Annotated in this window: 12 protein-coding genes; 8 read left to right on the top strand and 4 right to left on the bottom strand. The window is 61.1% G+C overall.

Annotation, left to right across the window (positions count from 1 at the left end; all coding sequences use genetic code 11):
- The coding region (locus tag QM659_RS14235; RefSeq protein ID WP_415188910.1) for a prephenate/arogenate dehydrogenase family protein at window positions 1-926 on the bottom strand (926 nt) is incomplete at its 3' end.
- Window positions 923-2023 carry a histidinol-phosphate transaminase gene (gene hisC, locus QM659_RS14230; RefSeq protein ID WP_415188909.1) on the bottom strand — a complete coding sequence of 367 codons (1101 nt, stop codon included), beginning with the start codon at window positions 2021-2023 and terminating at the stop codon, window positions 923-925. The genes hisC and QM659_RS14235, both read right to left, overlap by 4 nt.
- 606 nt (window positions 2024-2629) lie before the next feature.
- Between hisC and QM659_RS14225 the strand changes: the two genes are divergently transcribed.
- Window positions 2630-2941 carry a 4a-hydroxytetrahydrobiopterin dehydratase gene (locus tag QM659_RS14225; RefSeq protein ID WP_415188908.1) on the top strand — a complete coding sequence of 104 codons (312 nt, stop codon included), beginning with the start codon at window positions 2630-2632 and terminating at the stop codon, window positions 2939-2941.
- 71 nt (window positions 2942-3012) lie between these two features.
- On the opposite strand, the gene QM659_RS14220 is transcribed toward QM659_RS14225, so the two are convergent.
- Entirely contained in the window at window positions 3013-3639 is a 627-nt protein-coding gene (locus tag QM659_RS14220; RefSeq protein ID WP_415188907.1) for a DUF2076 domain-containing protein, read from the bottom strand.
- A 139-nt stretch (window positions 3640-3778) separates the two neighbouring features.
- Here QM659_RS14220 and QM659_RS14215 point away from each other — a divergent pair, with 139 nt between their 5' ends.
- The 7 genes from QM659_RS14215 to QM659_RS14185 all read left to right on the top strand — a co-directional run bounded on the left by QM659_RS14215 (window position 3779) and on the right by QM659_RS14185 (window position 11177).
- Window positions 3779-4033 carry a hypothetical protein gene (locus QM659_RS14215; protein ID WP_415188906.1) on the top strand — a complete coding sequence of 85 codons (255 nt, stop codon included), beginning with the start codon at window positions 3779-3781 and terminating at the stop codon, window positions 4031-4033.
- Window positions 4034-4292: 259 nt separating this feature from the next.
- Window positions 4293-4505 carry a cold-shock protein gene (locus tag QM659_RS14210; RefSeq protein ID WP_127078800.1) on the top strand — a complete coding sequence of 71 codons (213 nt, stop codon included), beginning with the start codon at window positions 4293-4295 and terminating at the stop codon, window positions 4503-4505.
- A 508-nt stretch (window positions 4506-5013) separates the two neighbouring features.
- Complete coding sequence (locus QM659_RS14205; protein WP_415188905.1) at window positions 5014-6954, top strand: PrkA family serine protein kinase; 1941 nt, start codon at window positions 5014-5016, stop codon at window positions 6952-6954.
- Between the two features lie 10 nt (window positions 6955-6964).
- Window positions 6965-8263 carry a YeaH/YhbH family protein gene (locus tag QM659_RS14200; RefSeq protein WP_415188904.1) on the top strand — a complete coding sequence of 433 codons (1299 nt, stop codon included), beginning with the start codon at window positions 6965-6967 and terminating at the stop codon, window positions 8261-8263.
- Window positions 8263-9816, top strand: a complete 1554-nt coding sequence (locus tag QM659_RS14195) for a SpoVR family protein (RefSeq protein ID WP_303482943.1) — start codon at window positions 8263-8265, stop codon at window positions 9814-9816. Before QM659_RS14200 ends, QM659_RS14195 begins: the two co-directional genes overlap by 1 nt.
- Window positions 9817-9885: 69 nt before the next feature.
- Window positions 9886-10392 (top strand): CYTH domain-containing protein, encoded by a 507-nt coding sequence (locus QM659_RS14190; RefSeq protein ID WP_415188903.1) that lies wholly within the window; start codon window positions 9886-9888, stop codon window positions 10390-10392.
- A gap of 182 nt (window positions 10393-10574) precedes the next feature.
- Window positions 10575-11177, top strand: a complete 603-nt coding sequence (locus QM659_RS14185) for a cysteine hydrolase family protein (protein WP_127078790.1) — start codon at window positions 10575-10577, stop codon at window positions 11175-11177.
- Here the strand turns inward: QM659_RS14185 and QM659_RS14180 are convergent.
- A complete protein-coding gene (locus QM659_RS14180) occupies window positions 11174-12106 on the bottom strand; it encodes an alpha/beta hydrolase (RefSeq protein WP_415188902.1) in 933 nt (310 codons plus the stop codon). The two genes, QM659_RS14185 and QM659_RS14180, sit on opposite strands and share 4 nt — an antisense overlap.
- Between the last annotated feature and the right edge of the window lie 65 nt (window positions 12107-12171).

Here is a 12171-nt window from a genome sequence, read left to right as displayed (position 1 = left end):
TTCTTCGCCGGGGGCGTGCGGCCGAAGTTCGGAGCGGGGCTTTCCTGCCCTGCGTCGATGATGCTGCGGCGGATGGCGCGGGTCCGCGTGAACTTCTCGAACAGTTCGTCGCCCTCGCCCCAGCGGATGTGGCGCTGCATGGCCGCAAGATCTTCCGTGAAGCGGCCGAGAATTTCGAGCACGGCTTCCTTGTTGTTCATGAAGATGTCGCGCCACATCGTGGGGTCCGATGCCGCGATGCGGGTAAAGTCGCGGAAGCCGGACGCCGAAAACTTGATGACTTCGCTCTTTTTCTCTTCTTCGAGGTCCGCCACCGTGCCCACGATATTGTAGGCGATCAGATGCGGAAGGTGCGAGGTGATGGCGAGCACGAGGTCGTGATGCTTCGGCTCCATGAGTTCGACAAGCGCGCCGCACGCCTCCCAGAACGCCTTGAGCTTCGCAATGGCGGTTTCGTCGGCGTCCGGCAGCGGCGTGAGAATGGTCCAGCGTCCGTCGAACAGCTCGGCGAAACCCGATTCCGGGCCGGAAAACTCGGTGCCCGCGATGGGATGGCCGGGGATGAAATGCACATGCGGCGGCAGATGCGGGGCGACCGCGTCCACCACCGCCTGCTTGACGGAGCCCGCGTCGGTGAGGATGGCGCCGTGCTTCAGATGGGGGGCGATTTCCTGCGCAAGCGCCTCGAACGTGCCGACCGGCGTGCAGAGGATCACGAGATCCGCGCCCTTCACCGCGTCGGCCGCATGCGCGAAGACGTCGTCCGCGAGGCGCAGGCGCTTCACGGTCTCGCGCGTGGCTTCGGTACGGGCGGAAGCCGCGATCGTGCGCGCGAGACTGGCGCGGCGCATCGCATGGCTCAGCGATGAGCCGATGAGGCCCACGCCGATCAGCGCGACACGCTCGAACATGGGCGCGTCCGTCATCGTTCGGTGAACTCATGCAGCGCGGCGAGCACCGCGAGGTTCTCTTCCTCCAGCCCGATTGTCATGCGCAAGGCATGCGGAAGCCCGTAAGCGCCGACCTGACGCAGGATGATGCGCCGCTCGTTCAGGAACGCATCGGCGTCCTGCGCGGTGCGCCCCGGCTCGGAGCCGAACGGGATGAGCACGAAATTGCCCGCGCTGGCGCGCACGTCGAAACCCATCTTGCGAAACTGAAGCGTGACGATATCGCGCCAGGTTTCGTTATGCGCCTTGGCGGCTTCGAGGTGGGCCTTGTCGGCGAGCGCGGCGATGGCCGCTTCCATCGAGGGCTGCGCGAGGTTGAACGGGCTGCGGATGCGGTTCGACGCATCCACGATAGCGGCGGGCGCATAGGCCCAGCCGACGCGAGCGGACGCAAGACCGAATATCTTCGAGAACGTTCGCGTCATGATGGTGTTCGACGTGGTCGCCACCATCTCGATGCCCGCTTCGTAATCGTTGCGGTTCACATATTCGGCATACGCTCCGTCGAGCACGAGCAGCACGCTTTCCGGCAAAGCGGCGCGCAGGCGGCGGATCTCCTGATGCGGCAGATAAGTGCCGGTCGGGTTGTTCGGGTTCGCGATGAAAACGGCTTTCGTGCGGGACGTCACGCGTTCGAGGATCGAATCGACGCTCGCGGTAAGGTTTTCTTCAGGCGCGACGACCGGCTGCGCACCCGCCGCGAGAATCGCGATTCGGTACACGAGAAAGCCGTGTTCGGTGTAGATCGCTTCGTCGCCGGGGCCGAGATAGGCCTGCGCCAGAATGTGGAACAGCTCGTCCGAGCCATTGCCGCAGACGATCTGCGCCGGGTTCAGCCCGTAGGAAGCGCCGATGGCCTCGCGCAGCGCCGTGCATGCGCCGTCGGGATAGCGGTCGAGATGGCTCGCTGCGGCGCGGTAAGCTTCGACCGCATGCGGCGAAGGGCCGAGCGGCGTTTCATTCGACGACAGCTTGATGACCGGACCTGCGCCCGCGAGCTTCGACCGACCCGGAACATACGGATCGATGGCGAGCACGCCGGACCGGGGGCTTGGAGCCTCTCCGCGAACCACCTGTTTTCTCCTTGGAAGGGGCGTTGTGATGCGCGCTTATAGACCCAACTTGCGGCAGGCGACAATATGTGGTGGCAGGCCCGCTTCAAAACGTTGCGATGGCCGCAGGGGAAACAGGAGCCGCGCCGATCAAAACGGCGTCGAGATACAAGGTGCAGCCGGGGTGAGATATCATTCAAACGAAACGGCCTCCGCATGGGGAGGCCGTGCTCTCGCAGAGCTTCTAAGTGCCCGAGGCTATGGCCGTTTTGGGCATCCCGCCTGTCTCTAACAGGTGGTCTAATCCGGCTGAACCGGACATTTGTCAGGCTAGCACCGGGACAGGACGCACCCAAGCAGGGTGCGGCGAAGAGTATCGCAGCATCGCCAAACGCATGATCGGGTAGGACAAGAAAATGCAAAACGCCGGATTTCGAAATACAATGCGCGTCGCCCGCTTTGTCTTGTTGGTGACAGGAATTGTCCTCATGGGCGCAGTTGCGCTTCTCGGTTATCAGCTTTTGCATGTCAACGACTTCATAGACCGGTGTTTAGATCAAACCGACGAGAGATACATCCTGGATCGTCACCAACGGATCGAAGCTGGTTGCCCCTACTGATGAGGCCATGACAATGTCCAAGACCTATTCCCAAATGGAAATCGCGGCGCGGCTTGAGACGGAACTGCCCGGCTGGACCTACGCGCATGATTATATCCGGCGCGTATACGTGACGAAAAAGTGGGGCTCCACCCTGGCACTCGCCAACGCCATCGGCTGGCTAGCCGAGGCCGCGCAGCATCATCCCGACTTGCTGCTGACCTATGGCTCGCTTGAGCTTCGTCTGCAGACGCATGACGCGGGTGGCGTCACGGAAAAGGATTTCGCGCTGGCGAAAAAGATCGAGGAAATCGCCTCGTGGCGCGGCGAGGAACAATGACGGGCAGCCTATAAAAACGCGGCGCCCGAAAAGGACGCCGCGCCGCAGGTGACCGTTGAAAAAGCGACGGATCAGGCGAAGTCGCCGCCGTCGTCGCCGAAGCCCCAGCTGTCGTCGCCACCGCCGCTGTTGTCGGCATAGTCGGACTGCGGGAAGCTCTCGCCGGCGCCCGCTGCCGCTTCGGGATTGGCTGCGGCCGCTGCCTGCGTGACCGCGCTGTCATGGCCGAACATCGAGCTGATGCCCGAAAAAAGCAACGCGCCGCCCGCTACGCCGACTGCCGTCGTGGCGGCGCTGCGAAGGAAGCCGCCCTGCTGCTGCGGCTGAACCGCCGGGCCGCCCTGATAGCCATAGGGCTGCTGGCCGTAGCCCTGCTGCGGGGGAGCGCCCCACGGGTTGCGCGAGGGCTGCGGCTGCGGCTGCGCGCCACCGCCGAAAAGGCCGCCCAGGAAACCGCCGGACTGGCGCGGCGCGGATGCCTCAGCCACCTGGCGCTGCAAATCCTGCATCTGCGCTTCCGCGTTCTTCAGCGCAAATTCCTGCATGATGACGGTCTGAGCGAGGATATAGACTGTGTCCGGGCGCTCCTGAACCAGACGGCGCAGGAACTCTTCCGCCTCGTGGTCTTTCTGTTGCGCGGGAACGCTGCGGACGCGCTGGGCAAGTTCGCCAAGAAGACGCTGTTCTTCGGGTGTCATCGAGAGTGCCTCCGGTTTTGGTGCGAAGCGGTCGTCTAGAAGGGCTCCCCCTGCGGAACCCCTTCCGTCGCTTCGCGCCGCCTCCCTGGTTTGAGAGGCGATTCAGGTGTCAGATAGGAGTTCAAAGGCGCCTTGAAAGATGGCAAAACCACGAAAATTTGATGAAGAAGTTCGGGCGGATTTCCGGCGCTGGCAGGAACTGGACTTTATCGCCGAAACGATACGTAGGGTGGCAGTTCACGCATGTTCGCAACGCCTCATTTTGAGGCATTCGCATCTTAATGAAGCCTCTTTCGGGCAGAGGCGTCTAACGGCGATCCAAACGCTGGAAAAATTTCGCCAAGGTAATTTTGATGGACTACAACCTGGATTGAGAATTATTACATTTTCGTGACTGTTCTTTTCGTTGTTGTGGAGCGATATTTATCAATGTCAATTGTAATTATTTGAGGACACGCCGGAAAAAGCGCGCGATAGCGGTTGCTTCCGGCCGTGTGTTTTCCTATATTCGCCGTATCGATTTGGCCGGACGATTTGGGCCGTTTCGCCTTGCCTTTCGCGCTAGGCCACGTGTTCCTACCTCTCCACCCATCGACTACCCGTCGCGTGGCTCGGCTGCGTGGCAGATTTCTATCTAGCGAAAGGACATACCCATGAGCAACGTGGGCGTCGTGAAATGGTACAACAGCCAAAAGGGCTATGGCTTCATTCAGCCCGATGACGGCGGCAAGGACGTTTTCGTGCACGTCAGCGCTCTGGAGCGCGCCGGTCTCCGCGGCCTCGTCGAGGGCCAGAAGGTTTCTTTTGAAATCCAGACGGACCGCCGCACCGGCAAGACCTCGGCGGGTAATCTGCAGGTCGCTTAAAGACCAGTATTTTTTGAGAGCGCGGGAAACCGCGCTCTTTTTTTATTCCATTTCTGCTGCGCTTAGGTTTCGCAGTGCCAGCATGCCTTAACCACAGTGTTGGTTTTGACCCGGCGTGCGTGCCTTATTCCATCTCTCCCGAAGGTAGTGCTTTTCAATCGCCCTGCCGATGCTTATTATTTAAGCGTCGGGCGGGGATGCGCGGGTTTCGGCATCCTGTTTGCATAGGGGACATCATCAGTTCCGGATTGGGCAACGGGTTCAGCATTGGATCAATCTCCAAATCAGACGTTTAATTTTTCTCCATGCGGCTGGACCCCCTTCCATTGGCAATCTCACGTCCGACATAAAATCTGGGCACTCTCGACCGAGCTCGTGGCGATGAAGTGTCCGCCGAGCAGCCTTGCCGGGTCCATTTACCCTGGCCCTCTTGGGGCAGAGAGAAGGGGCATGGGGTTCCTCACGCTCACTCCAAGACTTATCTCCAACGAAGATCAGCGGGGTCGCGATGTCGACTGATTTGTTTGACACCTATGCGCGCGGTTTCGAGGCAAGACGCGAAACCGTTATGAGTCTGGCGGAGTATCTCAAGGGGTGCAAGACGGATCCGCTCATGTACGCCTCTCCGCATGAGAGGCTGCTCGCCGCCATCGGCGAGCCGGAGATGGTGGACACTTCGAAGGATTCCCGTCTCGGCCGCATATTCATGAACCGGACCATCCGGGTTTATCCGGCTTTCGCCGAGTTCTACGGCATGGAAGAGACGATCGAGCGGATCGTCGCCTTTTTCCGTCAGGGTGCCCAGGGCCTTGAGGAGCGCAAGCAGATCCTCTATCTGCTCGGGCCGGTCGGCGGCGGCAAGTCTTCGCTCTCCGAGCGCATCAAGGCGCTGATGGAGCAGAAGCCGATCTACGTCCTGAAGGCCGGCGACGAATTGTCCCCGATCTTCGAAAGCCCGCTCTGCCTGTTCGACCGCGAAACGATGGGCGACCGCATCGAGGCGGAATATGGCATTCCGAAGCGCCGCCTCACCGGCCTCATGAGCCCATGGTGCCTGAAGCGGCTCGACGAATTCGGCGGCGACATCACCAGGTTCAAGGTCGCAAAGATCACGCCATCGAGGCTGCGCCAGATCGCCATCGCGAAAACCGAGCCGGGCGACGAAAACAATCAGGACGTTTCCTCTCTCGTAGGCAAGGTGGACATCCGCCGCCTCGAACTGCTCGCCCAGAACGATCCGGATGCCTATTCCTATTCCGGCGGTCTGAACCGCGCGAACCAGGGCGTGCTCGAATTCGTCGAAATGTTCAAGGCGCCGATCAAGATGCTGCATCCGCTCCTGACGGCGACGCAGGACGGCAATTACGTCGGCTCCGAAAACATCGGCTCGATCCCGTTCAACGGCATCATCATGGCGCACTCGAACGAAGCCGAGTGGCGCAGCTTCAAGAACAACAAGACGAACGAGGCCTTCATCGACCGTATCTACGTGATCAAGGTTCCGTACTGCCTGCGTGTCCAGGAGGAAGAAAAGATCTACGACAAGCTCATCCGGTCGTCGGAACTGGCAAATGCGCCATGCGCGCCCGGTACGCTCGGAATGCTGGCGCGCTTCTCGGTGCTGTCGCGTCTCAAGCCGCACGAGAATTCGAGCCTTTACGCGAAGATGCGCGTCTATGACGGTGAAAGCCTGAAGGAGGTCGATCCGAAGGCGCGCACCATGCAGGAATACCGCGATCATGCGGGCGTGGACGAAGGCATGGACGGCATCTCGACGCGCTTCGCGTTCAAGACGCTGTCGGCCACCTACAACCACGATACGCAGGAAGTGGGCGCCGATCCGGTGCATCTCATGTATGTGCTGGAACAGGCCATCCGCCGCGAGCAATACCCCGACGACGTCGAAAGCTCGTATATCGAGTTCATAAAGACGGAACTCGGTCCCCGTTATGCTGAGTTCATCGGGAACGAGATCCAGAAAGCCTATCTCGAATCCTACCACGACTACGGCCAGAACCTGTTCGACAGGTACGTTGCCTATGCCGATGCCTGGATCGAGGATCAGGATTTCAAGGACGCCGACACCGGGCAGCTCCTGAATCGCGAGCTTCTCAATCAGGAGCTTTCGAAGATCGAGAAGCCGGCCGGCATCGCGAACCCGAAGGACTTCCGCAACGAGGTCGTCAAGTTTACACTGAGGGCGCGAGCGCAGCGCGGTGGCAAGAACCCGAGTTGGACGAGCTACGAGAAGATTCGGGAAGTCATCGAGCGGCGCATGTTCAGCCAGGTGGAAGACCTGCTTCCTGTGATCAGCTTCGGTTCGAAGAAGGACGGCGAAACCGAGAAGAAGCACAGCGAGTTCGTCGAGCGGATGGTGGCGCGAGGCTACACCGAGCGTCAGGTTCGCAGACTGGTGGAATGGTACATGCGCGTTAGACAGGCGGGCTAGGCTACGAAACGTGTACATCATTGATCGGCGTCGCGATGCGAGCGGCAAGAGTATAGGCAACAGGCAGCGGTTCATCCGCCGCGCTCGGGCGCTTGTCCGGCACGCGGTGCGGGAAGCCTCGAAGGACCGCAAGATCACGGACACGGGCAAGGGCGGCGAAATCGTCGTCCCCGTGGACGGTGTGCACGAGCCTTCGCTGCGCCGAAGCAGCAAGGGTGGCAGCCGCGAATACCTTCTGCCGGGTAACAAGTCCTATATCGAGGGCGACAGCATCGAGCGGCCGCCCTCGGGCGGCGGCAAGGGCGGCGCCAGCGCGGACGGAAGCGGCGAGGACGAATTTCGCTTCGCGCTTTCGGATGAGGAGTTCATCGACCTCTTCCTTGAAGACCTGGAACTTCCCGATCTCGCCAAGCGTCAGGTCATGGGCGAAGGCAAGGAGCAACCTCGCCGCGCGGGATACCGGTCATCCGGCCCGCCGGCGTCGCTCTCGATCCAGCAGACGATGCGCAAGAGCCTCGCCCGCCGGATAGCGCTGAGGCGACCCAAGGTAGAAGAGATCGCCGAACTCGAAGCGCAGCTCAAGCAGCTTGAAGCGGAAGGCGGCAACGAGGACAAAATCCTCGAAATCCGCGAAGCGTTGAAAAAGCAGGCGAAGCGGTCCATCGCGATTCCATTCATCGATCCCGTCGATGTGCGCTATCGCCGTTTCGAGATGGAGCCGAAACCCGTCGCCCAGGCGGTCATGTTCTGCCTGATGGATGTGTCCGGCTCCATGGACGAGCATCTGAAGGATCTTGCGAAGCGCTTCTACAGCCTTCTCTACCTGTTCCTCAGCCGTCGTTATCGCTATGTGGAGGTGGTGTTCATCCGCCATACCCACGAGGCGAAAGAGGTTGACGAGGACACGTTCTTCCACGCCCGCGAGACGGGCGGCACCGTGGTGTCGACCGCGCTCGAAGAAATGATCAGGGTCGTCCACGACCGTTTCCCGCCGGGCGTCTGGAACATCTACGCCGCACAGGCTTCGGATGGCGACAATCTGCCGATCGACAACGAAAAGACGGTATCGCTCCTCAAGACGTCGATCCTGCCGCTTTGCCAGTATTACGCCTATATCGAGGTTGGCCGCGAGCCGGAGGAGCGCCGCCGCTCGGTCGAGCCGCCGAGCACGCTCTGGCGGGCCTATGATATGATCCTCTCGCCGAAACTGCCCATGGCGATGCGAAAAGTTCGCGACCGCCGCGACATCTATCCTGTCTTCCGGGAGTTGTTTGAACGGAAGAGCAACGCAGCAACCACGGGGGCCTGATGACGACGGTAACGGCAGGCAGGGACGGTCCGCTTCTGTACAAGGATAGCGACTGGGATTTCGACACTCTGTCGCGCATCTATGACGGGGTGGCGGAGATAGGCGACGAACTGAAGCTCGATATCTATCGGCCGCGCATAGAAGTCATCACGACCGAGCAGATGCTCGACGCCTACGCCTCCACCGGCATGCCGCTTTTCTACAGACACTGGTCCTTCGGCAAGCAGTTCGTGCGCAACGAAACCCTCTACCGCAAGGGCTGGCAGGGCCTCGCCTACGAAATCGTCATCAACTCCAACCCGTGTGTCGTGTATCTCCTCGAAGAGAACACCGCCACCATGCAGACGCTGGTGCTGGCGCACGCGGCATACGGGCACAACCACTTCTTCAAGAACAACTACGTCTTCAAGCAGTGGACCGACGCGGACGGCATCCTCGATTATCTGGCGTTCGCGAAGAATTTCATCGCGGATTGCGAGGACAAATACGGTCAGGCCGAGGTCGAGCGCGTGCTCGACGCTGCGCACGCTCTGCAAAATCAGGGCATTCACCGCTATCCCGGCAAGCGGCAGATGGATCTGCGCTCCGAGCAGAAACGCGAACGCGAGCGGCGCGAGCACGGCGAACGGCTGTTCAACGATCTCTGGAGAACGGTGCCGGAAACGCCCGGCGGAAAGGCGAAGAAACGCGCCACCGAGCGCGACCGTCGCCGCGCGCTTCTCGGTCTGCCCGAAGAGAACGTGCTTTACTTCCTTGAGAAGACGGCGCCGCGCCTGAAGCCGTGGCAGCGTGAAGTGATCCGCATCGTCCGGCTCATCTCCCAATATTTCTATCCGCAGCGCCAGACGAAGATGATGAACGAGGGCTGCGCAACCTACACCCATTACGAGATCATGCAGCGGCTCTATGATCGCGGGCGCATCACGGAGGGTGCCTACCTCGAATTCCTGCACTCGCACACGAACGTCGTTGCGCAGCCGGACTTCGACGACCGCCGCTATTACGGCCTGAATCCGTATGCGCTCGGCTTCACGATGATGAAGGATATCGAGCGCATGTGTGTGGACCCGACCGCGGAAGACCGCGCGTGGTTCCCGGACATCGCCGGCAATGGCGATCCGATCGAGACGCTGAAGGACATCTGGGCGAACTATCGCGATGAGAGCTTCGTCTCGCAGTTCCTCAGCCCTGCCGTGATCCGCAAGATGGGCCTCTTCCTTGTGACGGACGATGCCAGCGAAAAGGACCTTTCAGTCGACGCCATCCACGACGAGCGCGGCTATATGCGTGTTCGCCGTGCGCTGGCGCGGCATTACGACGTCTCGCGCCACGATCCCGACATCCAGATCGTGGACGTGGACCTTGAAGGCGACCGCCGCCTCGAACTGCGCCATAATGTGGTCGACGGGGTCATGCTGGAGGAGGAGGACGCCGAGCGCGTGCTGCAGCACCTCGCCAATTTGTGGGGCTACGAGGTTCATCTGACGGAAACAAACGACAAGGGTGACATCTCCACCAGGCACACGGCGGAGCCGGTGCACCCGTTCGTTTAGCGAGTTTTCAGGCAGGGGCGTTAAGGTGCCCGGAAACGCACCCAACCTTGATGCACCTGCCGAAAAATCATGCCTTTCGAAATCGAGCGAAAATTTCTTGTCGTCAACGATGGCTGGAGGGCGGAAGCCGACGGCGGTTCAATGATCCGTCAAGCCTATCTGGCAAACACCGGCAAGCTTTCGCTTCGCATACGCACCCGCGAAAATAAGGCGACCCTCACACTCAAATCCGCTGGCGTGGGCATCCGGCGCCAGGAATTCGAATATGACATCCCCCTCGATCACGCGGCGGCTCTCATGGAGCTTCGCGAAGGCTCGATCATCGAAAAGCGGCGGCATCTTTTGCCCTGGCATGGCCTGATCCTGGAAATCGACGTGTTTCACGGCGACAACGAAGGTCTCGTGGTTGCCGAAATCGAACTGCCGCACGAAGATCACCGCTTTCCGCTGCCGTCATGGATCGGAGCAGACGTCAGCGGCGACCCTCGCTATTCGAATGCGAGCCTCTGCAAGCGGCCATTTTCACGGTGGGGAGCGCTTCCGGCGGGTGAAAGCTCCTCCAATCCGGAAATTTGATCGGGCGTCCGACAATCCACGCTGATATCAGTCGAGCGGAGAAAAGTGCGATCCGGCAAAAGCTTAAGTGCCGCGATGAGACGGCGCCCATTCCTTCCGTGGCGATGACGGCGCCTTGTCGGATTTTCATCTCCCGGTCATTCTCGATGGACAGCATTCGCGAATACCAAGGGAGGACTAGCATGGACCCGAGAACCACAGCGCTCGTGCTCATCGAATATCAGAACGACTTCGTGAAACCGGGCGGCGCGAATTACGAGGGCGTCAAGGGCGTGATGGAGAGCACGAACATGCTTGCCAATACGCTCGCGACCGTCGAAGAGGCGCGCGCCCGCGGCGCGACCATCATGCACGCCGCGATCAGTTTCGCGGAAGGATATCCGGAAATCCCGTCGAACCCTTACGGCATTCTCGCCGGCATCGTGGCGGGGCAAGCCTTTCGCAAGGGCACCTGGGGCGCGGAAATCATCGAGGAACTGACGCCGCAGCCGGGCGATATCGTCATCGAGGGCAAGCGCGGCCTCGACTGCTTCGCCAGCACCAATCTCGATTTCGTGTTGCGCCAGCGAGGCGTGACGAACGTCGTGCTTGCGGGCTTCCTCACCAATTGCTGCGTGGAAAGCACCATGCGCTCGGCCTATGAGCGCGGGTTCCATGTCGTCACCCTCACCGACTGCACGGCGGCGCTGAGCGAGGAAGAGCAGCGCGTCGCGACGACGAAGGACTTCGCGCTGTTCTCGCGTCCGCTCACGCACGATGCGTTTCTTGCGGAGCTTGGCGCTTAACGCCCGCTCAGGAATTCGGCGATGACGGGGATGAGCCGTGCCGAGAGCGGCCTGTCGGGTTCGGCATATGTTTTGATGTTCGCCGCCCGATCCGGCGGCGCATCTTTCAGAACGTGGTTCATCCCCTCGATGATCGCCATCTTCGCATCGGGCCGCGCCTTCGCCAGACGCTCTGCGTCGGCGGTCTCGATCTGGACGTCTGTCGAACCCTGCACGATGAGGACGCGGCATCGCGCCTTGGCGAGTTCGGCCACCGGATCGAGGCGGAGAAGCGAGATGAGGTAGGGTTGCACGCTCGGACGATAGAGCGCGAAAAGCTCCGGCGGAACGGTTTCAGCACCCTCGCCGCGCTGGAGTTTTGCCGAGATCGTCCGCGACGCTGCGCGAAGGGCCTCGGGAGTGCCTGCCTTTGCCAGCTGCCGGTCGAGCAGTTCTGCAAACGGGACGCCCGGTCCGGCGACCAGAACGAGCGCCGAAACATCGGCGCGCTGTGCCGCAAGCGTCGCCACCAGCGCACCCTCGCTATGGCCGATCACCGCCACTGACGAAATTCCATCCTGCGAGCGAAGAAGCCCGATCCAGCGGACCGCATCTTCGACATATGTATCGAAGCGCAAGTCTTCCTCTCGCGGGGCAGCGGCGCGGCTTTCGGCCACGCCGCGCTTGTCGATGCGCAACGATGCGATCCCCTGATCCGCCAAACCTGTCGCCACCATTTTGAGGCTGTCGTTCGGCATGCCGGGGACGTTGCCGTTGCGGTCGACCGGGCCGGAACCCGGCAGGATGAGAACGGCGGTCGACGGTTTTCCTTCAGGCAGGGTTATCGTGCCGTGAAGTCCGCCAAGCGCGACGCCGCGCTCGGACCACGCCGACGCATCCGCTGTCGGAAGCGACAGCGCCGCTGCCGCGCATAGCGATATCCATTTCATCGAACCGCCCCCCGCGTTGGCCGCCCCGATATTACCGGATTGCTGGTCGGCGAGCACGAAGGGAA

It is taken from the genome of Rhodomicrobium sp., assembly GCF_047605405.1.
GTDB classification, from domain to species: Bacteria; Pseudomonadota; Alphaproteobacteria; order Rhizobiales; family Rhodomicrobiaceae; genus Rhodomicrobium; species Rhodomicrobium lacus.
The sequence above is the reverse complement of the archived record's forward strand: the minus strand, read 5'-3'. Positions and strand labels throughout refer to the sequence as shown.

Excerpts from the sequence above, each read along its gene's own strand:
- QM659_RS14225 (WP_415188908.1), top strand. The coding sequence starts at position 2,630 with ATGACAATGTCCAAGACCTATTCCCAAATGGAAATCGCGGCGCGGCTT.
- QM659_RS14180 (WP_415188902.1), bottom strand. The coding sequence starts at position 12,106 with ATGAAATGGATATCGCTATGCGCGGCAGCGGCGCTGTCGCTTCCGACA.
- QM659_RS14190 (WP_415188903.1), top strand. The coding sequence starts at position 9,886 with ATGCCTTTCGAAATCGAGCGAAAATTTCTTGTCGTCAACGATGGCTGG.
- QM659_RS14215 (WP_415188906.1), top strand. The coding sequence starts at position 3,779 with ATGGCAAAACCACGAAAATTTGATGAAGAAGTTCGGGCGGATTTCCGG.
- QM659_RS14195 (WP_303482943.1), top strand. The coding sequence starts at position 8,263 with ATGACGACGGTAACGGCAGGCAGGGACGGTCCGCTTCTGTACAAGGAT.
- QM659_RS14185 (WP_127078790.1), top strand. The coding sequence starts at position 10,575 with ATGGACCCGAGAACCACAGCGCTCGTGCTCATCGAATATCAGAACGAC.
- QM659_RS14210 (WP_127078800.1), top strand. The coding sequence starts at position 4,293 with ATGAGCAACGTGGGCGTCGTGAAATGGTACAACAGCCAAAAGGGCTAT.
- QM659_RS14205 (WP_415188905.1), top strand. The coding sequence starts at position 5,014 with ATGTCGACTGATTTGTTTGACACCTATGCGCGCGGTTTCGAGGCAAGA.
- QM659_RS14220 (WP_415188907.1), bottom strand. The coding sequence starts at position 3,639 with ATGACACCCGAAGAACAGCGTCTTCTTGGCGAACTTGCCCAGCGCGTC.